Source organism: Bartonella sp. W8151, from assembly GCF_016100385.1.
In the GTDB taxonomy this organism is placed as follows: domain Bacteria; phylum Pseudomonadota; class Alphaproteobacteria; order Rhizobiales; family Rhizobiaceae; genus Bartonella; species Bartonella apis.
The window spans coordinates 516,902-543,621 of record NZ_JACFSO010000003.1 but is presented as its reverse complement, the minus strand read 5'-3'; the positions used below and the strand labels follow the sequence as shown (position 1 = coordinate 543,621).

Annotated in this window: 24 protein-coding genes; 8 read left to right on the top strand and 16 right to left on the bottom strand. The window is 45.9% G+C overall.

What is annotated here, in order from left to right; genetic code table 11:
• Positions 1–634 precede the first annotated feature (634 nt).
• Genes rirA through H3V14_RS07810 form a run of 3 tightly spaced genes read left to right on the top strand, consistent with a single transcriptional unit; the run spans position 635 to position 2,901 of the window.
• Entirely contained in the window at positions 635–1,102 is a 468-nt protein-coding gene (gene rirA, locus H3V14_RS07820) for an iron-responsive transcriptional regulator RirA (RefSeq protein WP_198227775.1), read from the top strand.
• A 54-nt stretch (positions 1,103–1,156) separates the two neighbouring features.
• Complete coding sequence (locus H3V14_RS07815; protein ID WP_369522676.1) at positions 1,157–2,410, top strand: bifunctional 2-C-methyl-D-erythritol 4-phosphate cytidylyltransferase/2-C-methyl-D-erythritol 2,4-cyclodiphosphate synthase; 1,254 nt, start codon at positions 1,157–1,159, stop codon at positions 2,408–2,410.
• Positions 2,407–2,901, top strand: a complete 495-nt coding sequence (locus H3V14_RS07810; protein WP_198227773.1) for a CinA family protein — start codon at positions 2,407–2,409, stop codon at positions 2,899–2,901. Before H3V14_RS07815 ends, H3V14_RS07810 begins: the two co-directional genes overlap by 4 nt.
• 426 nt (positions 2,902–3,327) lie before the next feature.
• Here H3V14_RS07810 and H3V14_RS07805 read toward each other — a convergent pair whose 3' ends face one another.
• The 16 genes from H3V14_RS07805 to tpiA all read right to left on the bottom strand — a co-directional run bounded on the left by H3V14_RS07805 (position 3,328) and on the right by tpiA (position 21,045).
• A complete protein-coding gene (locus H3V14_RS07805) occupies positions 3,328–4,680 on the bottom strand; it encodes a ferric reductase-like transmembrane domain-containing protein (RefSeq protein WP_198227771.1) in 1,353 nt (450 codons plus the stop codon).
• Positions 4,681–4,871: 191 nt separating this feature from the next.
• Positions 4,872–5,333 carry a type II toxin-antitoxin system RatA family toxin gene (locus H3V14_RS07800; RefSeq protein ID WP_198227763.1) on the bottom strand — a complete coding sequence of 154 codons (462 nt, stop codon included), beginning with the start codon at positions 5,331–5,333 and terminating at the stop codon, positions 4,872–4,874.
• 3 nt (positions 5,334–5,336) lie between these two features.
• Positions 5,337–6,305 carry a lipoyl synthase gene (lipA, locus tag H3V14_RS07795; RefSeq protein WP_075869990.1) on the bottom strand — a complete coding sequence of 323 codons (969 nt, stop codon included), beginning with the start codon at positions 6,303–6,305 and terminating at the stop codon, positions 5,337–5,339.
• Positions 6,306–6,378: 73 nt separating this feature from the next.
• Positions 6,379–7,839, bottom strand: a complete 1,461-nt coding sequence (gene lpdA, locus H3V14_RS07790) for a dihydrolipoyl dehydrogenase (RefSeq protein WP_198227761.1) — start codon at positions 7,837–7,839, stop codon at positions 6,379–6,381.
• A 26-nt stretch (positions 7,840–7,865) separates the two neighbouring features.
• A complete protein-coding gene (locus tag H3V14_RS07785; protein WP_198227759.1) occupies positions 7,866–8,507 on the bottom strand; it encodes an SGNH/GDSL hydrolase family protein in 642 nt (213 codons plus the stop codon).
• A 2-nt stretch (positions 8,508–8,509) separates the two neighbouring features.
• Complete coding sequence (locus H3V14_RS07780) at positions 8,510–9,847, bottom strand: pyruvate dehydrogenase complex dihydrolipoamide acetyltransferase (RefSeq protein WP_371809457.1); 1,338 nt, start codon at positions 9,845–9,847, stop codon at positions 8,510–8,512.
• A 52-nt stretch (positions 9,848–9,899) separates the two neighbouring features.
• Positions 9,900–11,300 carry a pyruvate dehydrogenase complex E1 component subunit beta gene (locus tag H3V14_RS07775; RefSeq protein ID WP_198227755.1) on the bottom strand — a complete coding sequence of 467 codons (1,401 nt, stop codon included), beginning with the start codon at positions 11,298–11,300 and terminating at the stop codon, positions 9,900–9,902.
• Between the two features lie 17 nt (positions 11,301–11,317).
• Complete coding sequence (pdhA, locus tag H3V14_RS07770) at positions 11,318–12,358, bottom strand: pyruvate dehydrogenase (acetyl-transferring) E1 component subunit alpha (RefSeq protein WP_075869994.1); 1,041 nt, start codon at positions 12,356–12,358, stop codon at positions 11,318–11,320.
• 129 nt (positions 12,359–12,487) lie between these two features.
• A complete protein-coding gene (locus tag H3V14_RS07765) occupies positions 12,488–12,817 on the bottom strand; it encodes a septum formation initiator family protein (RefSeq protein WP_075869995.1) in 330 nt (109 codons plus the stop codon).
• Positions 12,818–13,116: 299 nt separating this feature from the next.
• Entirely contained in the window at positions 13,117–13,527 is a 411-nt protein-coding gene (locus tag H3V14_RS07760) for a TM2 domain-containing protein (RefSeq protein WP_075869996.1), read from the bottom strand.
• A gap of 225 nt (positions 13,528–13,752) precedes the next feature.
• Complete coding sequence (gene eno / locus H3V14_RS07755; RefSeq protein ID WP_198227753.1) at positions 13,753–15,027, bottom strand: phosphopyruvate hydratase; 1,275 nt, start codon at positions 15,025–15,027, stop codon at positions 13,753–13,755.
• Between the two features lie 92 nt (positions 15,028–15,119).
• Positions 15,120–15,953 (bottom strand): 3-deoxy-8-phosphooctulonate synthase, encoded by an 834-nt coding sequence (gene kdsA / locus H3V14_RS07750; RefSeq protein ID WP_075914657.1) that lies wholly within the window; start codon positions 15,951–15,953, stop codon positions 15,120–15,122.
• A 491-nt stretch (positions 15,954–16,444) separates the two neighbouring features.
• Entirely contained in the window at positions 16,445–18,073 is a 1,629-nt protein-coding gene (locus H3V14_RS07745) for a CTP synthase (protein WP_075870389.1), read from the bottom strand.
• Positions 18,074–18,341: 268 nt separating this feature from the next.
• Positions 18,342–18,983 carry a L,D-transpeptidase gene (locus tag H3V14_RS07740; protein WP_198227751.1) on the bottom strand — a complete coding sequence of 214 codons (642 nt, stop codon included), beginning with the start codon at positions 18,981–18,983 and terminating at the stop codon, positions 18,342–18,344.
• A 732-nt stretch (positions 18,984–19,715) separates the two neighbouring features.
• Positions 19,716–20,198 carry a preprotein translocase subunit SecG gene (secG, locus tag H3V14_RS07735; protein ID WP_198227749.1) on the bottom strand — a complete coding sequence of 161 codons (483 nt, stop codon included), beginning with the start codon at positions 20,196–20,198 and terminating at the stop codon, positions 19,716–19,718.
• 82 nt (positions 20,199–20,280) lie between these two features.
• On the bottom strand, positions 20,281–21,045 hold the full coding sequence (tpiA, locus tag H3V14_RS07730) for a triose-phosphate isomerase (protein WP_198227747.1): 765 nt from the start codon (positions 21,043–21,045) through the stop codon (positions 20,281–20,283).
• 161 nt (positions 21,046–21,206) lie between these two features.
• On the opposite strand from tpiA, the gene H3V14_RS07725 reads away from it, so the two are divergent.
• Genes H3V14_RS07725 through glp form a run of 5 tightly spaced genes read left to right on the top strand, consistent with a single transcriptional unit; the run spans position 21,207 to position 26,628 of the window.
• On the top strand, positions 21,207–23,096 hold the full coding sequence (locus tag H3V14_RS07725) for a peptidylprolyl isomerase (RefSeq protein WP_198227745.1): 1,890 nt from the start codon (positions 21,207–21,209) through the stop codon (positions 23,094–23,096).
• 7 nt (positions 23,097–23,103) lie between these two features.
• Positions 23,104–24,132, top strand: a complete 1,029-nt coding sequence (gene trpD / locus H3V14_RS07720; RefSeq protein WP_198227743.1) for an anthranilate phosphoribosyltransferase — start codon at positions 23,104–23,106, stop codon at positions 24,130–24,132.
• Complete coding sequence (gene trpC, locus H3V14_RS07715) at positions 24,122–24,916, top strand: indole-3-glycerol phosphate synthase TrpC (RefSeq protein WP_198227875.1); 795 nt, start codon at positions 24,122–24,124, stop codon at positions 24,914–24,916. Before trpD ends, trpC begins: the two co-directional genes overlap by 11 nt.
• A gap of 1 nt (position 24,917) precedes the next feature.
• Positions 24,918–25,421, top strand: a complete 504-nt coding sequence (gene moaC / locus H3V14_RS07710; protein WP_198227741.1) for a cyclic pyranopterin monophosphate synthase MoaC — start codon at positions 24,918–24,920, stop codon at positions 25,419–25,421.
• Positions 25,402–26,628, top strand: a complete 1,227-nt coding sequence (gene glp / locus H3V14_RS07705) for a gephyrin-like molybdotransferase Glp (protein ID WP_198227739.1) — start codon at positions 25,402–25,404, stop codon at positions 26,626–26,628. Before moaC ends, glp begins: the two co-directional genes overlap by 20 nt.
• Positions 26,629–26,720 lie beyond the last annotated feature (92 nt).

The following is a 26,720-nucleotide window of genomic DNA, read 5'->3' as shown; positions in this document are numbered from 1 at the left end:
GTATGTGGATGCCGAACTTATAAATAACGTATTGGTCTGGCTTCAAACCAGCAAAAGCGGCCTTTTCAAACTCGTCCATGACCTGTTCTTGCTGTTCTAGTGTCAGTACGCTATCGGATGTCCTGCCTCCCCTCTCCTTCATTAAGGAACTTTTTCACCCGAATTGGCTTTCTAGTATTATATGGTTTTAATGGAATCAAAAACGTCTATCCGCTTGCACATAATTTCATGGGCAGAGATTTTCATTCCACTTTGTTAAATCGAATTAATGATGCATCGAAAAACCGCTCGCACATTCCACATGCGCAATGTGTCAAAATCTTCCTCAAGCTATTTTTGAATTACCGTTCGGATTGATTTTTGGTTGTTCACACTCAGTGAACGATTGAGGAGCTATAAAACCGAATTTTGCATTTCTATGAATGCGTTGCCAATTAAACACCGGAGAGGTGTTAAAATTGGGCGCCTTTAGCAAAAAACGTTGTTTTATTAGATTCCCCCTCGAAGTCGGGGTGGAATAGTCATTTCAGCTATGTTTTAGTAAAACCTTCTAAAAAAAGTAAAGAAAACATCTTCACATTTTTAAGAATCGTTCTAAATTATAGAGAGATGTCTCTAACAGAAAGGAATGGAAATGCGGCTCACAAAACAGACGAATTACGCCATCCGGATGTTGATGTATTGCGCTGCTAACGAAGGAGAGTTGAGCCGCGTACCGGAAATTGCCAAAGCCTATTCGGTTTCCGAACTGTTTTTGTTCAAAATTCTTCATCCACTGGTCGAAGCCGGGCTCATGCAAACCGTACGTGGACGTAATGGCGGTGTTAAGCTCGCCAAGCCAGCTGACGAGATTTTTGTTTCCGACGTTGTAAAAGTTACAGAAGAAAATTTTGCAATGGCGGAGTGCTTTGAAAGTGGTGCCATCGAATGTCCGTTGGTGAATTCGTGCGGTCTCAATGCAACATTGAGCAAAGCGTTGAAAGCTTTTTTCGACGTATTGAAGGCAACTTCCATTGCCGATTTGCAAAGACCAACGTTCAGGGAACGTCTCGGTATCCATGAGCACGATGCACATGATGAAAACGTGAAAGTTTTAAACTAATATCCCGATCGGAATTCACATAATAATTTCATGTTTTGTTGTTTATAACCGTTTGTGAAGGGGCGCATCATATCCAACGCAGCCATCATATTAGCCGCTGGCAGGGGTGAACGCATTGGTTCGCCTGAAAATGGCCCCAAACAATATCGCCCGCTTGGCGGTCATGCAGTCATTTTTCATACGCTCAAGCGTTTTCTTGATAGCGGGTTATTTTCAACCATTATATTGGTCATCCATCACGATGATGAAATACTTTGTCATAAAGCAATTGGTGACTTGGCAGACCATGTCACGATTGTTCACGGTGGAAACACACGACAGATATCGACCCTTTGCGGTCTCCGCGCATTGAATGCTTTGGGCGAAGCCAACAAACCTCAATATGTATTTATTCATGACGGTGCACGGCCTTTTGTTTCACATTCGCTTCTTGAACGGATTAATGATGCGCTGTCTCAAGATTTCGGAATCTTACCTGCTGTAGCCGTTTCCGATACACTTAAACGTGCGGATGATAATGGTATCGTTGTCGAGACAGTTCCGCGCGATCATCTCTTCGGGGCGCAAACGCCACAAGCGTTTCCTTTTCTAAAAATTTTAGCGTTGCATGAAGAAGCCGCGAAACTCGGATTAACCGGTTTTACCGACGATTGCGCCTTGGCGGAATGGGCGGGGTTCGGTATAAAACTTGTCACTGGCAGCAGTGAAAATATGAAAATTACCTGGCCTGCCGATCTTGCTATTGCCGAATTGCGTATGAAAAGGGAAGCTATGACAAATCAGGAAAATCAGACCTCCGCTTCTTTCCAACTTCCGGATGTTCGCACCGGTAACGGATATGATGTTCATCCATTCGAACCGGGCGACGGAGTAACGCTTTGCGGCGTAAAAATAGCTTATGAAAAGAAATTGAGCGGCCATTCGGATGCCGACGTTGCTCTTCACGCTTTGACTGATGCATTGCTTGCCACACGGGGTGCCGGAGATATTGGTACACATTTTCCCCCTTCCGACCCGAAATGGAAGGGTGCCTCGTCCGATATTTTTGTGCGTCATGCGGTCTCCATTATAAAAGAAGCCAAAGGGCGCATCGCCAATGTGGATATTACGTTGATAGCCGAAGCTCCCAAGGTCGGTCCACACCGCAAGGAAATGACCGAAAAACTTAAGGATATGCTCGGCATATCCGCCGACCGTATCTCGGTCAAAGCCACAACCAACGAAAAATTGGGATTTGTCGGGCGTAAAGAAGGGATTGCTGCGATCGCAACTGCGACAGTTATCTATCCGGGGAGTGTTCCAGAATGACACTTATTGCTGAAGCAAAGGCAACAAAAGTTCTTGAAGCCTGCCGTTTACACCATTTGAAACTCGCAACTGTGGAATCCTGCACGGGCGGTTTGATCATCGGTAGCCTGACCGATATTGCAGGCTCGTCCGACGTTGTGGAATGTGGCTTCATTACCTATTCGAACGAAGCAAAAAATAGGCTCGTCGGTGTGCCTTCCGATATGATAGAGGCCTTCGGTGCCGTATCGAAACAGGTCGCGATCGCAATGGCCAAAGGTGGTGTCACACACTCAGGTGCCGATATTGCGGTTTCGGTTACAGGGGTTGCGGGACCGGGTGGCGGCAGTGCCGAAAAGCCGGTCGGACTTGTCCACATGGCTGTTGCTTTGACAAATAAGCCGACACTTCATTTTGAAGCCCGATTTGGCGATCTTGGTCGCGAAAACGTTCGTCATGCAACTGTTGAACGGGCATTGGACCTTGTTCTAGAAGCGATCAACAAAGCTTAGCCTTATGATGATTGCTGCACGTTACTCCCACTAAGCGGCCAGTGCGATTTCAGTCTGGTACGGAAATCACTACCTTCCTTAGCTTTAATCGCAGTTTGCGATGGAGATTGACTTCAGACCACCGGTTACGGTCAAAGCTCCTCGGGGAATTTAAACCGGACCGGAGGAAATCAAATAACGATTCTTAATCAAGCTTGGCGAAATCTATATTTGTCGCCAATTTTTTTCACCCGCAACATTATGCTATTAGGCGCTCTCCCCTCTGACATAAGTTAAAGTTTTTCAGATTTAATACAGGCAATCTTGATAGTGCCTTAAAATCGGCATGAAGAGTGCGGCCTTGAACTATCCAATTTAAAAGCGTTCCTGAACAAGGTTGCACCTTTCCAAGAATAAAATTGTACAACCTTTTGGAGCTATGTGAACCTATCGCAGTTGAAATAATTCGCGATGAAAATGCCGACGGGCAAAGCCACTTTTAACCATGTCATCTTCCAGCGTCTCACCGAATTTTATAGGCCCGCAAAACCATATTGACGATTGTTTCCAGTTCCCAAACAGATGCCTTAACAAAGATCCGTTGAACCTTCCCTCTTCAGGCGTTAGCCAAATTTTCAGTCTGACACCTGCCGATTGTGCCAATTCGGCAAGCTTTTGTTTCTCGCTTTCACTGATCGTTTGGGCAACATAAACAAAGTCTATTTGCGCTTTATTGTTTTTCTTTGATGAAGCCAACTCGTCAAGTCTTGCAAGAAATGGCGTAATTCCTATGCCTGCGCCAATCCATATTTGTTCGTGTGATTTGTCGTCGCTAAAACAAAACTTTCCGTAAGGCCCGTCAATGCGCGCTGTCCTGCCGGTTAGATTCTGTTTTACGAGTTTATCAGTGTAGTCCCCCAAACCTTTCACAAAAAACGTCAAAAAGGGTTTTTGCGGATTCCAATGGGAAGCTATTGTGAAAGGATGTGCGCCTTCGCCTTTATCCAATGTAACAAATGCGAATTGGCCGCTTTTGTGACCAGCCCATTTATTGGAAACTTTTAAAGTCAAGCGTACTGCATCATTGGCTTTATCAATCGCATAGTCCGTGACTATCGCCGCAATGTGCCGGCCAAAGCCAAACCGTTTGAGCAAAACTGTAAGTGCAGCAACCGAACCGAAAACTGATGAAACACCTACCAGCAAACCGAATGGCTCGCCCCAATAGGCAAATTTTGTCAACACAATCGCATGAAACACTAAAACAAGATATACCGCTGCAAAAATTGTATGGACATGAGCAAAAAACCGGTAAGGAATAAGCTTTATCAACGCAACAAGACACAAAACAACCGCTATATAAAAAGCCCATTCCCCGAAAACTTCTGCATTTTTTCTAAAGATGGAAAAAACATATTCAAGCCCGACTTTCTGAGGCAAATTGGCTATATCGACATGTTGACGAACAGGCTTTACAAGCCATCCCCAGCCGACGGCCCATTTTGTACCCTTGGTGAGAAGAAAATGCCCGACAGCCGTTACCAATGCAGTAATGCCGAGCCATTTATGAAGCCGATAGGCTTTATCAAGCCCTCCCAATGCATCATCTATCACTCTAAGACGACAGGCGATCACCACGTCCATAGTCATTGCCACAAAGGCAAGAAGACCTGTGAGTTGGATAGCTTCTCGCCTGAACGCAAAATAACCATTATTGATACCGTAGAATTCGCCGGTTGCCAACCAAACCGCGATACAAATAAAAATGAATACAAAATACGAAATCTTCAAATTTCTCATCAAGAGCCATAACCTGTTTTCTGTTTTCATCAGAAAATAGAATGGGACGAGCGAAATTAAAACTTAAACTTATTTAATATATTGATTTCATTAAACTTTACAATTTTTATCCAGTTTTTTTAAAGAAACTTTTGAAACTATTTTCAAAACTGTTTCAAAATCAAATGGCAAACTTCACAAACAGTTCGGCTTCAGGCTTGTTGAGCCCCATAAATCTTGTCTGCCCGCATCTCGAATGCTTCTGTAAAACGTTTGAATGCTATATCGAACATAGCGCCCATAAGCATGCCAAGCATCCGGCTTTTAAACTCGTAATCAATATAGAATTCAACTTCGCATGATTTGCCATCGTCAAGGGGCTTGAATATCCAGCGATTTTCAAGGTAGCGGAATGGCCCGTCAATATAACGGACATCAATACGTCGCTCTTCTTTATCCAGCAGAACCTGCGTCGTGAAAGTTTCCCTAATCATTTTATAACCAACTGTCATATCGGCAGTAAGCAGCGTTTTATTTCCCTTCTCTTCGCTCGAGCGAACGTTGAGGGATTCACACATTGGCAAAAACTCGGGATATTGTTCAACATCCGAAACGAGATTGAACATCTCAAGATCGGTATGCTGAACTTTCCGGTTAGTATTGAATTTCGGCATTCTTTATCCGCGTTGATGGGCAAGCTTTTCCGCCCGCGCTTTTCTCAGGGCTTCAAAATCCTCACCCGCATGGTGTGACGAACGGGTTAGTGGACTTGAAGACATATGAAGGAAACCCTTGGTTTTGCCGATAATGGCATAGGATTTGAATTCTTCCGGCGTAACAAAACGGATAACAGGATGATGTTTACGCGTCGGCTGCAAATATTGACCAATGGTCATGAAATCAACATCGGCCGAACGCAAATCATCCATCAATTGGAGTACTTCATTCCGTTCTTCACCAAGTCCGACCATAATACCGGACTTTGTAAAGATTGATGGATCAAGCTCCTTGACCCGCTGCAACAGCCTGATCGAATGGAAATAGCGCGCACCTGGACGCACGGTCAGGTATTTCGACGGCACTGTTTCAAGATTATGGTTAAATACATCCGGCTTGGCCGCAACCACAGTTTCAAGAGCGCCCTCTTTATGACGGAAATCAGGTGTGAGGATTTCAATGGTGGTACCAGGTGACTTTCTTCTGATTGCATGAATGACATCGGCATAATGCTGGGCACCACCATCGGGAAGATCATCACGATCAACAGAGGTGATAACCACATGTTTAAGCGCCATTTGTTTGACTGCATCGGCGACACGTTCAGGTTCATCCTTATCGACAGGAAGAGGTATACCGGTTGCAACATTACAAAAGGCACATGCACGGGTGCATATTGCCCCCAAAATCATAAAACTTGCGTGCCTCTGAGTCCAGCATTCGCCAACATTCGGGCATCCTGCTTCTTCGCAAACTGTCACCAGATTGTTATCACGCACGATATGACGGGTTTCGGCATATTGCCCACGCAACGACGGCGCTTTCACCCTGATCCAATCAGGCTTTTTTAAAACCTCTGAATCCGGTCGATTGGCTTTTTCCGGATGCCGGACCCGTTTCTGCGATAAAGTGTCAACAACGGTAACCATTTAGTACCTCACGCTCTTTCTCCCCTCATATGGAGTATAAGCAACAAGAATGCAATTCACATCTTGATGCTCGTCAGGCGTTCAAAACCTGACCATAAGCATCAAGGACACTTTCCTTCATCATTTCCGAAAGCGTCGGATGAGGAAAGACTGTATGCATCAGCTCTTCTTCTGTGGTTTCAAGATTCATCGCAACCACAAAACCTTCAATCAGCTCGGTTACTTCTGCTCCTACCATGTGCGCACCAAGCAACTGGCCGGTTTTCCGGTCAAATATGGTTTTGACAATTCCCTGATCCTCCCCCATGGCAATTGCCTTGCCGTTTGCCGAGAACGAAAAATGCCCGACCCTTATGTCATAGCCTGCGGCCTTCGCCTTTGCTTCGGTCAATCCAACGGAAGCAACTTGCGGTGTGCAATAGGTGCAACCGGGAATCTTTCTCTTGTCCAAAGGTTCTGCTGTTTCAAGGCCTGCAATATGCTCGACGCAAATAACGCCCTCTTCTTCTGCCTTATGGGCAAGCATAGGAGCACCCGCGACATCACCGATAGCATAAATACCGGGAACGTTGGTGCGTCCCCATTCGTCAATTACCACACAACCACGTTCGGTTTTCACGCCTAACGCTTCAAGCCCGATATTTTCTATATTGCCTTGCACCCCCACCGCAGAAATCAGACGATCTGCAGTAACGGTCTCGGTTTTGCCATTTATATCAATGTGAGCTGTCACAGAATTGGACGTTTTTTCGATTTTCGAAACCTTTGCTTCGGTAAGAATCCGGATGCCTTTTTTCTCCAATTGCTTACGCGCAAATGCAGAAATCTCCGAATCTTCAACTGGCATAATCTGCGGCATCATTTCCACAACCGTGACTTCCGCCCCCATATCACGATAAAAGGAAGCGAACTCAATTCCGATAGCGCCCGACCCCATAACGACAATAGATTTTGGCATAGTTTCAGGAACCATCGCTTCAAAATAGGTCCAAACCAGTTTCCCGTCCGGTTCGATACCTGGCAATGTACGTGGGCGAGCACCGGTTGCTACAATGATATGTTTTGCCTGATATGTCCCCTCGCCCAAAGTGCCCTTCGGAATCGGGTTTTGTGGCTGCATAATTTTTTTGGTGATTTTGCCAACGACAATTTCACCAAGACCGGCGCCGGAAGCTGCCTTGGTGAGCTTTGCTTCACCCCAGATAACGTCGATCTTGTTTTTCTTCATCAAATAGCCGACACCGCCGTTAAGGCGGGCAGAAACAGTGCGGGAGCGTTGCACGACATCCTTGATGTCTGCATCAATCGAACCGTTGAGTTTCAGGCCGTAATCTTTTGCATGTTCGCTAAAATGTTTGATTTCTGCGGTTCTAAGCAGCGCTTTTGTCGGAATACATCCCCAATTCAAACAAATACCACCAAGGTGTTCGCGTTCGACAATTGCAGTCTTGAAGCCCAATTGAGCAGAACGAATTGCGGTAACATATCCGCCAGGGCCAGAACCGATAACAATAACATCATATGAATTTGCCAATTTTTCCTCCATGGGGAAAGATAGAACTAAAGGCCGAGAACGACATGTACCAATGGTTGAAGCCCTTTGCCAATTGCTTTTGTGTTGTTTTCGTCAAGATGAACACCATCCAGCGGTGACGCGACTGCGACAGATGCAGCATCGAAGAAGGCACATTCCATCTCGTCAGCAAGATCCGAATAAAAAATCGAAAGCTTTTTGGATTCTCCAATAGCACCACTGAAACGCTCGCCACTTAAAGGGTGGATGGTCTCCGCCAGATGGGGCGGAGAAACAATAATAATTTCCGGCGGTTCGGTCTGCGACATATAGGGATAGGAACGGACAATATTGACAAGCCGTTTCATGCCCAGACATGCGGCCATTGCCGAACCCGCAACAAATTTTTTCAAGTCATTAGTGCCAAGCATTATGATCACCAGATCGAGCGGATGCCGTGACCCCAAGACTGTCGGAAGGATTGCTGCGCCATTCCGGTCGTCGATTGAAGTTTTATCATCGAAACAGGTTGTGCGGCCGCACAATGCTTCCTCGATAACTTCAATCGAACCGTTGAATTGCTGTTCCAGCACACGCGGCCAACGAATTTCGTTGGTATAACGTGTTTGGTTTATCGGATTTAATCCCCATGTCAGGGAATCTCCATAAGCCAGAACAGTTTTTAACATTATTACACCAGCATGCTCATCGGGTTTTCAATGAACTTTTTGAAGGCCTGTGCAAGTTCGGCTGCCAATGCTCCGTCTACTGCGCGATGGTCGGTTGATAATGTCACCGACATGACCGTTGCAATAGCCAAGGCACCGTTTTTAACGACAGCGCGCTGTTCACCTGCACCGATCGCAAAGATCGTCGCATGTGGAGGGTTGATAATGGCGCAGAAATCCTTGACACCATACATTCCCATATTGGAAACCGCTGTCGTTCCGCCCTGATATTCCTCGGGTTTCAACTTGCGTTCCCGCGCCCGTTTTGCCAAATCTTTCATTGCATTGGAAATTGTCGAAAGCGATTTTTCCTCAGCATGTTTGATGATCGGAGTAATCAAGCCGTTCGGAATGGAAACAGCAACTCCCACGTCCACGAATTTGTGGCGCATCATCCCGCTATCGAGCCAGGAAACATTGGCATCCGGCACAGCCTTGAGTGCCAATGCTGTGGCCTTGATCACCATATCATTCACTGAAAGCTTATAGGCCGGTTTTTCGCCTGCACTTGTTTTAACCATAGGGGCTGCTGCGTTCAATTCTGCACGCAATTTCAGCAATGCATCAATCTCGCAATCAATTGTTACATAAAAATGCGGAACTGTATGTTTTGATTCAACAAGACGTTTGGCAATGGTCTTTCGCATACCGTCGTGAGGTACGATTTCGTATTCATCGGTATTGAAAAGCTTCATTGTCAATTCGTCTGAAGACGAGCTTTCGGCCGGTGTAGCAGATTGCGCAGGCTGCGTTGCATTGGTTGCGGTCTTACCGATACCGTTAGCAAGCGCACTATCAATATCACGCTTGATGATACGACCATGCGGACCTGTGCCTGAAATAAGCGACAGTTGAAGTCCGTTCTGCTTGGCCAGACGCCGCGCCAATGGTGAAGCAAATATGCGGTTGCCTTTTTCTGTAACAGGCGCTTGGGAAGTAACAGTGGCAGGCTGATTTAAAGCCGAAGATGCCTGAGCAGGCTGAACGGGAGCGGCGTCTGTTTTTGCGGCCACAGCAGGCGCTGCTGTTGTCGACGGAGCAGAAGCTTGTTTCTTTTCTTCCTCTTCGATTGCTTTTATTGCATCCTCGGCGCTTTCGCCGTCTTCTGCCAGAATACCAATCAAAGCATTAACTTTTACGCCTTGCGTTCCAGCCGGAACGACGATTTTTGCGAGTGTTCCTTCATCGGCGGCATCAACTTCCATTGTCGCCTTATCAGTTTCAATTTCGGCAACAGTATCACCAGGCGAGACTTTGTCACCTACCTTGATATCCCACTTTGACAAAGTGCCTTCTTCCATTGTCGGGGAAAGCGCCGGCATCGTGATTTTTATAGCCATAGTGCGTTCTCCTTTAGGCTTTGTAGGTGACAGATTTTACGGCATCAACAACCTCGGCAACACTCGGCAAGGCAAGCTTTTCAAGGTTGGCTGCATAAGGCATAGGAACATCTTTGCCTGCAATTGTAGCGATCGGCGCATCAAGATAATCAAAAGCCTGCTGCATCACGCGCGTTGCAATTTCAGTTCCGACAGATGACTGTGGAAAGCCTTCTTCGATTGTGACCAGACGACCTGTTTTTTTCACCGATTCAATAATTGTCGGCAAGTCCATCGGACGAACAGTTCTCAGATCTATCAACTCGACATCAATCCCGAGTTTTTCAAATTCCGGCAGCGCTTCAACCGCGTAATTCATCCCCATACCCATACCGACGATTGTTACATCGTTACCGGCTTTATGGATACGGGCCTTACCAATTGGCAAAACAAAATCATCGAGCTTCGGTACATCGAACTGATGACCGTAAAGCAATTCATTTTCAAGGAAGATGACAGGATTGTCATCACGGATTGCCGCCTTCAAAAGTCCTTTGGCATCGGCAGCTGTATAAGGCATGATAACCTTTAAGCCCGGCACATGACTGTACCATGATGCATAGCATTGGGAATGCTGGGCACCAACACGAGCGGCCGCGCCATTCGGACCGCGGAAAACCATAGGGGCATGCATCTGCCCGCCGGACATATAATGGGTCTTGGCGGCGGAATTCACAATCTGGTCGATTGCTTGCATGGCAAAATTGAATGTCATGAATTCAACGACCGGACGCAAGCCACCGAAAGCTGCACCAACGCCAAGGCCAGCAAACCCCTGTTCGGTAATCGGCGTATCAATGACGCGGCGTGCACCGAATTCATCAAGCAGTCCCTGACTGACCTTATAAGCGCCCTGATATTGAGCAACTTCTTCACCAATCAGGAAAACCTTGTCATCACGACGCATTTCTTCAGCCAAAGCTTCGTTCAAAGCTTCGCGAACGGTCATTTTGACCATTTCTGTTCCTGCCGGAATATCAGGGTCTGATTGAACGACTGGCTCTGCAGGCTTCGGTGCGGCCGGTGCAGAGGGAGCCACAGGTGCGGATGCCGCAGCTTGTGGTGCCTGTGGTGCCTGTGGTGCCGCTTGTCTTGCCGGATTAACGGCGTTTTTAATATCGGCCGCTGTTTCACCATCTTCAAGCAGAACAGCAATAGGCGTGTTGACCTTTACGCCTTCTGTTCCTTCGGGAACAAGAATCTTGCCGAGTGTTCCTTCATCGGCTGCATCCACTTCCATAGTGGCTTTATCGGTTTCGATTTCGGCAATAACATCGCCAGCTTCAACCTTATCGCCTTCTTTTTTGACCCATTTAGAAATTTTGCCTTCTTCCATTGTGGGCGAAAGCGCCGGCATCAAGATATCAATAGACATAGTCGCTTTCCTCGCTATTAAAGAAGAACATCGGTATAGAGCTCGGATACATCCGGCTCGGGATCATTTTCAGCAAAATCTGCCGCATCTGCAACGACAGCACGAACCTTTTTGTCAATTTCTTTCAGCTCGTCTTCTGTTGCCCAACCCTTTTTAATACAACGGTTCTTCACCTGATTGATCGGATCATGTTCGGTCTTGACTTTTTCGACCTCTTCCTTCGTGCGATATTTGGCCGGATCCGACATTGAGTGACCACGATAGCGGTAAGTCTGCATGTCCAGAATAATAGGTCCTTTTCCTGAACGAGCCCAAGCCACGGCCTCATCGGCTGCCGATTTTACAGCGCAAACATCCATACCATCGACAACATAACCAGGAATTTCAAACGACAGACCACGACGCGAAAAATCGGTTTCGGCAGAAGCACGAGAAACAGCCGTACCCATCGCATATTGGTTATTTTCGATAACATAGACAACGGGTAGTTTCCAAAGCGAAGCCATATTGAAGCTTTCATAGACTTGCCCCTGATTGGCCGCTCCGTCACCGAAATAGACAAGCGTTACATTATCCCGCCCAAGATATTTATTGGAAAAAGCCAATCCTGTCCCTATCGGCACCTGTGCACCAACGATACCATGTCCGCCAAAAAAATTCTTTTCCTTGGAAAACATATGCATGGAACCGCCTTTCCCTTTGGAAAAGCCATCTTTGCGGCCTGCTAGTTCAGCCATAACGCCGCGAGGGTTCATGCCTGTTGCCAACATATGCCCATGATCACGATAGGAGGTGATAACCTGATCGCCTTGTTTGATTGCTTTGACAGTTCCGGTGACTACCGCCTCTTGTCCGATATAGAGGTGACAAAAACCTCCGATAACACCCATACCATAAAGTTGACCGGCTTTTTCTTCAAACCGTCGGATCAAAAGCATATCATGATAAAATTGAAGTTCTTCTTCTTTGGTAAATTCCGCCGGCTCAGGTGATCTGGCGGTATTGGTTAATACGGTCTGCGTCTTTTTCGCAGAAGTTTTTTTAGCCCGTGCTGCCATATTAAACTCCCTTAATTGGTGTTTCAAAAAATACGCTTTCCCCGCCAAAGTTACAAGCACTATAAATGGTTGCAAAACTCTGTGTAAAATATTGATTTGATTGTTTTTTAGAAATAAACAGAATTTTTCCTAATTTGACAGATCACCTTGACCAGTCAGAATAACAAATTCATTCGGCTTTGAAAGATTAAGGTTTTTGCGGGCATATTCGTCAAGCATATCGCGCTCGATATGTCCATCTTTTAAAAGCGAAACCTTTTTTTCAATTCCCTTGCGTTGTTCTTCAAGGGATTTGAGCTCGCTATTGAGACTATCTATATGCTGTTCTACTTTAACGCGAGAATATAATCCATATTCTCCGTGATAGATGTGATAGCCAAAATAACTCAGCACACCAATTGTCATGAGCGGCAATATAAACCGCCCCTTGATTGATCTGCGTTTCTGTTTCGTCCACATCATTTTTGTATTTCTGTCCCTATAGAGCTTTAATCATTGATGCATGATTTTGATTAAAGATAGATTACCGCAGTGGTAAATTCCTAAAAAACAAAATGACGAAAAGCTTTTGCCGGTTGATTTTTTGAAATTTTTTTAAAAATAACCGATATAGACATTTTAACCGGTGTTATTTCAACCACTTGCCGCGTGCTGACACATTGAACTCAAAACTTCACAAAGTTCATCGCCTGACAGACAATCGCAAAAATGTTCCCCTCTGTTTTCCGGTGTTGACCTTTCTAGTGATCATTTCCAAGTCAAAGATATTCGCTTGTGATCGGGTTTCCGTCTTTATCTTTGAATTTTCCCATGAGGATCAGAATAAAATCGATAATTGACCAAATAAACGAAATTATCGAACCGATAACTGTGATTGTGAGCAGAAGCATCAATACACCGGTACCGATTTTTCCGACCATAAAACGATGAACTCCGAAAACCCCGAAGAACCAGCAGACGATTGCCATAACAACTTTCGAATGCTTGCTATCAATGCTTAAGGGAAAGATATTTTTGGCAATCGCTCCTTCTGCCACAAAATCGACCTTGATTCCGGCCGACGGTTCGCCTTGTCCACTCCAGTCAAGCCGCGTAAATTCGTAACGATTGTTATCAGCTCCCGAGATAAGACCTTTGTTCCTTGTGTAGCTTATAATCGAACCGCGCATAAAAACTCCTGATCTTTTTTTTAAAAAGCAAAGTGCTTCAGTTGAGTGAGCATTCAGCTCTGCTTTTTGATAAACATTGCTATTTTGTGGGGTCAGACCATTGGTTTAAATAAGTTGCGTGTTTTAAAAAACTAGTCCGAGATAAAAATTTATATAAAAATGAACAAAGAGCGGACTCTGAAGTCCGCTCTTCAAAAACAGAGTTTTGGTATTGCTAGTCTTCAATCAGATACGAAAAGCCGAAATACCGGCATAGTGAGCCTGATTGCCGAGCTCTTCTTCGATTCGCATCAACTGGTTATATTTTGCAAGTCTGTCAGAACGGGCAAGAGATCCCGTCTTGATCTGGCCGCAATTGGTAGCAACAGCAAGATCGGCAATGGTCGAATCTTCAGTCTCGCCTGAACGATGCGACATAATTGCGGTATAACCGGCCTTATGAGCCGTTTCCACAGCATCAAGTGTTTCACTCAAAGTACCAATCTGGTTGACTTTGACGAGCAAAGAATTGGCAACACCCATTTTGATACCATCGCGTAAACGAGCAGAATTGGTGACGAACAGATCATCTCCAACGAGTTGACATTTTTCACCGATGCGGTCGGTCAAAATTTTCCAACCATCCCAATCGTCTTCAGCCATACCATCTTCAATTGTGATAATCGGGAAATCGCTAATGAGTTTTTCCAGATAATCGGCCTGTTGTTCGGCACTGCGTGTTTTGCCTTCGCCAGTGTAAACATAAGAACCGTTCTTATAAAATTCCGATGACGCACAATCAAGGCCGAGTGCCACCTGTTCGCCCGGTTTGTAACCGGCTGCCTTGATAGATTCTACGATAAATTCGAGCGCTGCTTCTGCGCTCTTGAGATTGGGAGCAAAACCGCCTTCATCGCCGACATTGGTATTAAATCCGGCGTCTTTCAAACGTTTCTTCAATGTGTGAAAAATCTCGGCTCCGTACCGGACGGCTTCCTTCAAAGTTGGCGCACCAACAGGCAAAATCATGAATTCCTGAAAGTCGATCGGATTGTCTGCATGAACTCCGCCATTGATAATATTCATCATGGGGGTGGGCATCAAATGGGCTTGTGTACCGCCGACATAACGGTAAAGCGGCAAACCGGCCGAATTTGCTGCGGCTTTTGCCGCCGCCAATGAAACTCCGAGAATAGCATTAGCGCCAAGGCGCGACTTGTTCGGCGTGCCGTCAAGTGCAATCATTGCCTGATCGATTGCTATTTGATCTTCAGCATCAAGCCCGCCAATTTCCTGCAAAATTTCCCCATTGACTGCGCTAACAGCCTTCTCAACACCTTTGCCCTGGTAACGTGTTCCACCGTCGCGCAATTCCACTGCTTCGTGAGCGCCGGTTGAAGCACCTGAGGGGACTGCAGCCCGACCAAACGCACCATCTTCCAAAACAACATCGACTTCGACAGTCGGATTGCCACGACTATCCAATATTTCACGGCCAACAATATCTATAATTGCAGTCATCTCACGGTTCCTTCCCGATAAGGGTTAGTTATTATTCAATTGAATAGACAAACTCTCTTCGCGAGGGAATATCTATTGCATAGTAAAATCGATTAAAGTTTTTTTGCTAACCGGTCAAACGCCATCAACGTTTCCAACAGATGTGGCAAATTTTCAAGTTTGACCATATTCGGCCCGTCAGACGGGGCATGATCGGGATCCTGATGTGTTTCGAGAAAGACACCGGCAACACCAACTGCTACAGCAGCACGTGCAAGAGTTTCAACAAATTCGCGTTGTCCGCCGGAAGATGTCCCCTGCCCACCCGGTTGCTGAACAGAATGGGTGGCATCAAAAATAACTGGTGAGCCGAATTGCGCCATTATCGGCAGCGCACGCATATCCGAAATCAATGTGTTATAACCGAAAGAAACACCGCGTTCACATGCCATAACATTGGGATTTCCGCTTTCGGTAATTTTTGCCAAAACGTTTTTCATATCCCAAGGGGCAAGAAACTGGCCTTTTTTAACGTTGATCACGCGGCCGGTTTTTGCTGCTGCAACCAAAAGATCGGTTTGTCTGCACAAAAACGCCGGAATTTGCAAAACGTCGACATGAGGAGCAACAATTGCACATTGTTCTTCTGTATGGATATCCGTCAATACCGGAATATGGAATTCCCGTTTCAGATCGTCAAAAACATCCATCGCCTTTTCAAGACCGATGCCGCGCTTGCTGTTCAAAGACGTACGATTGGCTTTGTCAAAACTCGATTTATAAACAAAACCGATGCCCAGTTTTTCTGTAATCTCTTTGATCTTGCCCGCCATATCGAAAGCGTGCTCGCGGCTTTCCATCTGGCATGGGCCTGCAATAATTGAAAGGGGCGCACTATTGGAAAATTTAACATTACCCACGGTGACAGTGCTATTCGGTTTCGTCATTTATTCCTCTAATCTAATCATTTTGATCTGATCTTCGCTGATTGGCAGACTTTACCTTATAAAATACAAACTGTTCAATACGATTAATGCGAAACATTCTTCAAACAGTTTCCGGCAAGATGTTTCTCATAATCTCCTGCATCAAACTTAAGCTCTCATATCAATGCCGGGCGAATATTCATGTGATGGGGGGCGTTACGATATTTTTAAACAAAACATGATTGAACGATTTTATCGGATTTTATGAAGCCCCCTGTTATCCGGCAAATAATGGTTCGGATTCGCAGGGCATAAAAAATCAAATCGAGTTCACGAAAATCCTTTTTATAAGGTGGGCAGTTCTTAGCACCGGAAATAGCCTTAGCCCATTAAGCAAATATTGAAATAGAGTTATATTTCGCCAGAAGCCTTTTGTTTTTAATAAAAAACCCTGCAAAAACCAGTTTCGAAGGTTTTTGCAAGGTTCAAGCTTCCAGTTTTCTAAACAGCGATTATACAAGTCTGCTCTGAACCATTGCAGCCTTGATAAATGAAGCAAAAAGAGGATGCGGTTCGAAAGGCCGGGATTTCAATTCCGGATGATATTGAACGCCGATGAACCAGGGATGATCCTTATACTCGATTGTCTCGGGCAAAACACCGTCCGGTGACATACCGGAGAAAACGAGGCCACAATTTTCAAGCCGCTCTTTATAATCGATATTCACCTCATAGCGGTGGCGATGACGCTCGAAAATGTCGGTTTTCCCATATATTTTTGCGATAGCACTGCCTTCTTTTAAAACAGCTTCATAAGCTCCAAGGCGCATTGTGCCGCCGAGATTTCCCGACTCTGCACGTCTTTCCAATGCATCCCCCTTAAGCCATTCCGTCATCAGGCCAACAACCGGTTCATCCGTTGGACCGAATTCGGTGGATGATGCATTTTCGATACCACAAAGATTACGAGCCGCCTCAATGCAAGCCATTTGCATGCCAAAGCATATGCCGAAGAATGGAACTTTACGTTCACGGGCGAAACGTATGGCCATAATCTTACCTTCTGCACCACGCTCACCGAAAGCTCCGGGAACAAGAATGCCGTGAACCTTTTCAAGATATGGTGCCGGATCTTCCTTCTCGAAGATTTCGGATTCAATCCATTCAAGATTGACTTTGACCTTATTGGCAAGGCCGCCATGCGTCAAAGCTTCATTGAGAGATTTATAAGCATCCTTCAAGCCGGTATATTTACCGACCACGGCGATCGTAACCTGCCCTTCCGGATTATGAAGACGGCGGTTGATTTCAATCCACCGATCCATTTTCGGCTCCGGAGCAGGATCAATACCGAATGCAGCCAGAACTTCCGAATCCAACCCTTCGCGATGATAGGCAATCGGAACATCATAGATTGCATCGACATCAAGCGCCTGAATAACGGCCGATGGACGGACGTTACAAAACAACGAAAGTTTGCGCCGTTCCGATTCAGGAATCGCGCGATCGGCACGTACCAACAAAATATCCGGTGCAATACCGACAGATTGTAGTTCCCTTACCGAATGTTGAGTGGGCTTGGTTTTCAATTCTCCAGCAGCGGGAATATAGGGCATCAATGTCAGATGCATATAAACCGTTGTATGGGGAGGCAATTCGTTATGAAGCTGCCTTATCGCTTCCAAAAACGGCATTGCTTCAATATCGCCGACTGTGCCGCCAATCTCGCATAGGACAAAATCATAATTTTCATTCCCTTCCATGATGAAATTTTTGATTTCATCAGTAACGTGCGGAATGACTTGAACCGTTGCACCCAGGTAATCGCCACGGCGCTCACGCTCGATAATATTACGGTAGATACGACCAGTTGTAATATTATCCTGCTTGTTTGCCGAACGACCGGTAAAACGCTCGTAATGTCCAAGATCAAGATCAGTCTCGGCGCCGTCATCTGTCACGAAGACTTCTCCGTGCTGATAAGGCGACATTGTGCCCGGATCGACGTTAAGATAGGGGTCAAGCTTGCGGATCCTTACACGGTACCCGCGAGCCTGTAACAAAGCAGCCAAAGCTGCTGCGGCAATGCCTTTTCCAAGGGAAGAAACCACGCCACCAGTAATAAAAACATATCGTGCCATGGGCTTATGGAGATAACCGTTCATTGATGATTCTTCCAGCAAAAAATGATGTTTTACGCGAAATTTTTTGAAACTTTTTTGACCTCGGCTTTTTTCGAATTCGGATAAAGGGTGAATCGCCCTACTTCACCAACGACAACAAGAAACTTAACAAAATGGTTGAAGAAAAGTTGATAAAATGATTCTTAAATCCGAGCTAACTATTTGTGATTATTCAACAAAAAACCCCGTCATTAACGGGGCTTTCAAAAACTTGTTATTGCTGACCTTACAGCACAACAACTTCTGTGCCGACATCAACACGATCATAAAGATCCAGAACATCATCATTGATCATACGGAAACAACCGTTCGAGGCGGAGGAACCGATGGTCCAAGGCTGTACAGTTCCGTGAATACGAATATAGGTATCTTTGTCACCTTGCCAGAGATACAACGCACGTGCGCCAAGCGGATTGCCGGGCCCACCGTCCATTCCATTAGCAAATTTTGCATAATGTTCGGGGCTGCGTTTAACCATATCTTTGGTCGGAATCCAGCGTGGCCATTCACGTTTGAAACGAATATTGGCCGTTCCTTTAAACTGAAGGCCGATTCTTCCGACAGCAATTCCATAACGTCTTGCAGTGGTCGGTGTTTCAATCAGATAAAGGAAATAGTTCTTAGGGTCGATAACAATTGTTCCCGGTTTATAACCCGAAAACGATACTGTTTGAGGCCGATATTTCTCCGGTACATTGTAGCTCTTCACAGATGGAATCTGTATATGTCCGACAGGAGCAACCGAAGCGACCTGCGCATTATCCGCATCAAGATTATCAGAGTTATAAGCAATTTCTTCCGAAAAGGCTACATTACCTGACAAAAAGAACAAGCCGGATAGACCGGCGATCATTAAACGGTGGATCATTTCAAGTTCATTCCGTGACGAAAGTTCGAAAGGTTCTTTTGCAATAGGAAAAGCTCTTTGCAATATGTTTCATTTTCATACGACCAAAATTGTATCTTCTCAATCTTTTTCAAGGATTGAAATAAAAGATGATTAACTGCTATGGCAGCAATGCAACACATTGTTAAGAATTAACCGTCATTGGTTTGAAAACGGCACATTGATGTCCCGCTGCGATATCCGGTTGAAAACAACAGAAAATTCAAATGAATTTAACTTGAGTTTTTGCCATCAACCTGCGGGAAAACCGGTGGTATCAAATAATCAATCCCTGCAAATTCCATTAGCTCAGGTTCAGTTTGTTAAGGCAGTCATTTTGTATTGACGGCTTGTCTTCGTTGCTGTTGATCCTTCGGATCTTGGCCTCTCTTGACCTGCCCGACTTCAGTAGATCCACCTGCGAGTGTTTTGCACATCAAAGGATTTTTAAAAACCCGTTTGGAATCTTCGCCATAAACGTTTGCAGTCACAACAAAACAAAGTCTCACGATCTCATGTTAACATCATGAATTTTTTTGACTAATAGCTGGAAATCTATATTAGCAAAAAAAGAAGATGGTCAAAACTGAAGCCGAGATTATAGGCATTAAAAAAGTGAAGCTGCCTCCATCAAAAAAGGGCGTTGATCAACGCCCTTTTACGTATTGAATTGATTTGACTTGTAAAACTTCGAAACCTACAAGTTCCAGCGAATTAATTATTCGGGACAGGATTTTCAGGTTGTTGTGGAACCGGACTTTGTTCTGTAGGTGCTGCACTGCCGGTTGTTCCCGAATTCGTTTGGCCACCTTTTTCATCCTTGCCGCCCAACTGTTCATAAACAGTCGGTTGTTTGGAATTATCAGCAGGAGTTTTACCTGTCTCAGTTGAAGGAGCAGTTCCAACCGGTGTTGTTGGTGTTGCAGGTGTTTTGGTATCATTTACCGGAATACGGTTGATAATATCGGCAGCCGGATTGGAAACACTGTCCAACACAACAAGAGCAATAGATGTCGCAAAAAAGCAGATTGCAAGAATCGCTGTCAAACGCGTCAAAGCATTTTTTGTGCCGCGCGCCGTCATAAAGCCCGAGCCGCCACCAATACCGAGACCACCGCCTTCAGAACGCTGTATTAACACAACGCCGACAAGTGCAATGACAATTAAAAGATGGATGACAATCAATACTGTCTGCATAAGCTCTGCTCTAATGTTACTGTTCGCGGCTGTTTACACGTAAATCACAGATATTCCAAGGGGTGTAGGCGAAAAACTTTGCCTATAATTTGCGATAAGCACCACAAATTGCCAAAAAATCACTTGCTTTCAAGCTTGCGCCGCCAACCAGTGCACCATCAACATTATCTACTCCTAACAACTCGACCGCATTGTTCGGTTTAACCGAACCGCCATAAAGAAGACGAAATTGTTTTCCCGACTGTGCGAAACGGGTAGCAAGTTTATCACGCATAAATTTATGCACTTCACCGACATTAGCGGCCGTCGGAGTTTTACCAGTGCCAATTGCCCAGACAGGCTCATAGGCTATAACCGTATTTTGCGGCGTTGCTCCATCAGGAACCGAGCCCGTCAATTGCTTTCCGATAACATCGAGCGTTTTACCATTCTCACGTTCATCAAGTTTTTCGCCCACACAAATGATGGCAACCAATCCGGCACGCCATGCAGCTTCGGCTTTCTGTCTAACAAGTTCATCGGACTCATGATGATCATTACGTCTTTCCGAATGGCCGACAATGACGTAACTTGCACCTGCTTCTTTAAGCATTGGTGCAGAAATATCGCCGGTATGTGCACCAGAGTCGGCCGTGTGGCAATCCTCGCCACCCAGCAACAATTTTTCGCCATCAAGACTTGCCGCAGCTCGAGACAAGAGTGTCGCAGGCACACAAATGAGGGCTTCGAACAAACGCCCGAGATCCGAGTTAACTCCGGCCGATATAGCCCGCAACTCGGTCAGAGATTCGCCGGTCCCATTCATTTTCCAATTTCCTGCAACAAGCGGTCTAACATTAGGCGTCATGATTTTTCCTCAATAAAAGTCTTAAAAACTACGCATTAATAGCCTTAAGTAACAAATTGCCTCACTAAAGCAAGTCTTAAACCTTGCATATTGTGCGCCTTTGTTGCACATCCTAACAGAGCTTTTTGCTGAAATGAAGCCAATTAAAACGGAATTAGCCGATGCTTGATACAATACGAAGTGCTGTCAATTCTTGGGTAGCCAAGGTTTTCCTTGGTCTGCTTGTTCTATGCTTTGTGCTTTTATGGGGTGTGCCGGAATTAAGAAAAACCAGCGGACACGATTTATTCATTTCAGGAAAATCGACAATTAAGGCAGATACTTACAAACTTGCTTTGCGCGACCAAACAATGCGTTTTTCGGTGGCCAATCGTCTGCCACGGCTGCTTTCGGAGGGTGAGGCACAACAATACGGCATTCCGCAATTGGTATTGGCTCAACTCCAGCAGGACGTGCTTCTTGATGAACAAGCCCGACTTATGAAAGTCGGCGTTTCAAAGGATGGCATTGCCCGCGCCATCGGTGCTGACCGATTCTTCCAGCAGGAAGGACATTTCGATCGTAATCTTTTCAACAGCTATCTGCGCCAGCTCAATATTCGTGAAGCTGACTTTGTCGACTATTTTGCAGGTAAAGAAGTGCGTGACCAGATTATTTATCCATCGACCGACGGCATGAAAGCTCCCGATGCATTTTATGCTGCGCTCAAAAATTATAGGGGAGAAACACGTTCGGTCGATTATCTTGTCATTTCCCCTAAAGAGGCCGGAAAGGTCAAAGAACCGACAGCTGACGACCTACAAAAATGGTTTGATAGTCATCTCAGCGAATTTCACGCTCCTGAATATCGTCAGGTCACACTTATGGAAATGACGCCGGAAAGCTTGATTAAACCTGCCGATGTCTCGACTGACGAAGCCAAAGAATATTACACCGCCAATGCTTCACGGTTTGTTTCCCCGGAAGAGCGCACCGTCGAAATTCTGCGTTTCAAAACCAGAGAAGAAGCCGATAACGCTTCTGCAAAGCTCGGAAAAGGTATGACGTTCGAAGAACTCGTCAATTCCGAACACAAAACACTCAAAGATATCACCAAAGGCCCTGCCCCGAAGACAGGTTTCAGCTCGACCATTGCGTCTGACATTTTCGGTCTGGACTTGAATAAAGTCAGCGATGTGATTAATGACCTTGAAGGACCCGTCATCATGCGTGTCGTTAACATTACACCGCAAGGGCCCATCCCCTTTGAAAAAGCCGAACAAAATATTCGTGAGACCTTAGCCAAAAACAATGCGGCAAAAGCCATGCGCGACGACCATGACGCCATTGAAAATGCCCGCTTTGAAGGTGTTTCGCTGGATGAACTCGCTCAACAATATAAGTTGAAGCTCAGAAAAATTACAGTCGATTCCAAGGCGCAAGCACCTGACGGTCAAGCTGTTGCCGACCTTCCACAACAATCTATTCTGGTTGACGGAATTTTCCAGGCTGCGGAAGGTGCCGATCTCGACCCTATCGCCATACAGGGTGGCGGTTATCTCTGGTATCGCGTTGACAAGGTTATCAATGCTCGCGACAAGGCATTGGATGAGGTCAAAGACAAGGTTATTGGAGGATGGAAGGCTGATGAGCTGCAAAAGGTGCTTGATGATAAAGCTTCGCAACTCGAAACCGAATTGAACAACCATAAAACGCTTGATGATCTCGCAAAAGAGCTGGGAGTTACCAAAAAGACGGCTCATGGGCTCAAGCGCGGTGGTTCGGATGAAGTGCTCGGAGCAGATGGCGTCAATGCTGCATTCTCCGGTCCAAAAGGACACACAGGTGTGTCGAAAGCATCCAACAGCAATCAACGTATTGTCTATCTCGTAACCGAATCTGTCCAGCCTCTCAACACAGATGCGAACTCTTTGGAGCCTGATATAAAAGAAAACATAGATGCTATGATGGCTACCGATTTGCGTATGGAAATGCTGCAACTTGCCAATGAAATGGCACCTGTCAAAGCCGATACACAAAACCTTAAAACAATAACAAACAGTCTGCAGTGAGGATATTATGAGTGACCTAAAACCTTTCATAAACAAGGTTGCAACAGGTGCTTCACTTACAAAAGATGAAGCTGAAGAAGCCTTCACAATCATGATGTCCGGGCAAGCGACACCAGCCCAAATTGGCGGTTTTTTAATGTCGCTTCGCGTTCGCGGTGAAACCCTTGACGAAATTACCGGTGCCGTGGCTTCCATGCGCAAGAAAATGCTGCGGGTCGATTCAGTGGATGGAGCAGTCGATATTGTCGGCACGGGCGGTGACCAGTCGGGTTCTTACAATGTTTCAACCGCTACCGCTTTTGTTGTTGCCGGTGCCGGAGTACCGGTGGGTAAACACGGCAACCGTGCATTATCGTCAAAATCGGGTGCTGCCGACGCTTTGGCAGCCCTTGGAGTGAATATTGATGCCACTCCGGAAATGATCGGCCGCTGTATCCGTGAAGTGGGAATTGGTTTCATGTTTGCACCGACCCATCACTCGGCTATGCGTCATGTGGGGCCTGCGCGCGTCGAACTCGGCACACGTACAATCTTCAATATACTTGGGCCACTTTCCAATCCTGCCGGCGTTACCAACCAGTTGATCGGCGTCTTTTCACCCAAATGGGTGGTTCCGATTGCCAAAGTGCTTCAAGGACTTGGTTCAAAATCATTATGGGTTGTTCATGGTAGCGGTATGGATGAACTCACAACAGCGGGTGAAACAGAAGTTGCCGCGCTTAAAGACGGTGTTCTCACAACTTTTACGGTTACACCCGAGGATGCCGGTTTGAAGCGTGTTACAATGGCAAAGCTCAAAGGTGGCGATCCGCAATATAATGCAAAGGCATTGCGAGCGGTTCTTGAAGGGCAACATGGTGCTTATCGTGATATTGTTCTTTTGAACTCTGCCGCAGCTTTCATCATTGCCGGAAAAGCCGACACATTGAAGCAAGGTGTCAAAATTGCCGAGCAAAGCATTGATCAAGGTAAAGCTAAAGAAAAGCTGGAACATTTGATAAAGGTTTCGAACGACCTTGGTGAGAATAATGAGTGATATTTTAAAGAAAATTGAATCCTATAAACTTAAGGAAATAGACAAAGCCAAAGATGCTTTGCCACTCGAAAAATTAAAAAAATTGGCTGCAAAAGCCGATAAACCACGCGGTTTTTATAAAGCACTGAAAGCCAAGGAAGATAAAGACCTTTTCGGTTTGATTGCCGAAATCAAGAAAGCGAGCCCGTCTAAAGGGCTTATTAGAGAAGATTTCGACCCGCCGGCACTTGCTAAAGCTTATGAGGAAGGTGGGGCAGCCTGTCTTTCGGTTCTAACCGATACCCCGTCTTTTCAGGGCTCTCCGGAATTTTTACGTGCAGCACACAATGCCTGTAAGCTTCCGGCATTGAGGAAGGATTTTCTCTTCGACACCTATCAGGTCTATGAAGCGCGCGCATGGGGCGCTGATTGCATTCTTATTATTCTTGCGGCAGTTGATGATAATTTGGCCAAAGCGCTGGAAGATACTGCATTTGAACTTGGTATGGATGTTCTCATTGAAACCCATAATGAAGCTGAAGTCGAACGGGCATTAAAACTTAAATCGCCGCTTATCGGGGTCAATAACCGCAATTTGCGCAATTTCGAAGTTGACCTTGCGAATTCGGAAAGGCTCTCCCATATGGTTCCTCATGATCGCCTGTTGGTGGGAGAAAGCGGTATTTTTACCCATGACGATTTGAAAAGATTGGAAAAAAGCAATATCCGTTCATTCCTGATCGGAGAAAGTCTGATGCGGCAGAACGATGTTGCAAAGGCGACGAGAACCTTACTAGGACTATAAAATGAGCGATAAACTAACCCATGTGAATGCCAAAGGTGAAGCACACATGGTTGATGTCGGGGGAAAACACGAAACCGACCGGATAGCTATTGCCCACGGTTCTATAAAAATGGCAAGAGACACTCTCGAAGCAATCGAGAATGGCAACGCACCCAAAGGTGATGTTTTGGCCACTGCCAGAATAGCGGGTATTATGGGAGCAAAAAAAACATCGGAACTTATTCCGCTATGCCATCCGCTCATGCTTACAAAAATTGCTGTCGACATCACCGCCGATCACGATTTACCGGGCTATCAGATTACTGCAACCGTAGGTCTTAACGGCAAGACCGGTGTCGAGATGGAAGCTTTGACTGCTGTATCGATTACGTGTTTGACAATTTACGATATGGCAAAAGCTCTGGATAAAAGCATGGTCATCAGCAATATCTGTTTATTGGAAAAGCGGGGAGGAAAATCTGGCACATGGAAGCGAGAAGAAAACAATGCCTCTCATCAATGTTGACGAATCTTTAAACCGTTTACTTGCCGCAACGGACACACTTGAAAGCGTGCTTACGCCTCTAACCAAGGTCGGACAGGCGCAAGTTCTGGCTCAGGATGTCATTGCCGAATTGACTGAACCACCTTTCCGTTCTTCTGCGATGGACGGTTTTGCAATACGATTTCAGGATTACCGGAAAGAAGCGAAATTCCATGTTGTCGGAGAAGCTGCGGCCGGCAAAGGCTATGACGGGAAAATCGGCAAAGAAGAAGCTATCCGGATATTTACCGGCGCTCCTGTTCCTGACGACGCCGATACTATAATCATTCAGGAAAATGCCGTTATTGACGGTGACACTGTCTCCTTTACTAAAGCGCCCGAACAAAATGCCAATATTCGTCCAAGAGGCGGAAATTTCGAGAAAGGAGATAGCGTCCTTAAAAAAGGGCGCATCATGACGCCTTCGGCCTTGGCACTTTGCGCGTCAACCGGCCATGGAGCGATAAAAGTCGTCAGACGCCCGAAAATTGCTGTGTTGGCGACGGGGAACGAACTCGTAGAAGCCGGAGAGATACCCGGAAAAGACCAAATCGTATGCTCTAATTCCTATGGTCTTAACTATCTGATACGGGCTCATCATTGCGATATTGTCGATCTCGGCATCGCCCGCGACAATGAAGCATCAATCCGCGAAAAGATTAACCGTGCGAAAGAAGAGAAAGTTGATCTTCTTGTCACCAGTGGTGGTGTTTCTGTCGGCAAATATGACCTCGTACAAACGGTGTTGAAATCGGAAGGTATGAAACTCGACTTCTGGAAAGTTGCAATGCGTCCCGGCAAGCCCCTCATGTTCGGAGTTTTGCCGCATGACCATAAAATGCTGGTTTTGGGCCTTCCCGGAAACCCTGTTTCAAGCATGGTTTGCGGTCACATTTTTCTGGTGCCAATATTGGAAAAACTTTCAGGAAGAACTTACCGCCCTCACATTGAAGACGCGCTTCTTGCCGTTCCGCTGCCGGAAAATGGCCCGAGACGACATTTTGTCCGTGCCAACCTCAGCGTTAACGCAAAAGGCGAAAGATGGGTCACGCCGGTGCGGAGTCAGGATTCATCCTTGATACGCCTCATGGCCAATGCTGATTGTCTCATTATTCGTGAAGAAAACGGTACGCCGCTTCAAGTTGGAGAGCCATGCCGCATTTTCATTCCCGACGGCGCTGGCTTATAATATTTTCGGCGCGGTCGTGTCGCTGCCCCGTTGAATGGGGGTAATGACGCGGCCTATCATTTGAAATCGAGAACTATACATGCATTTCCATT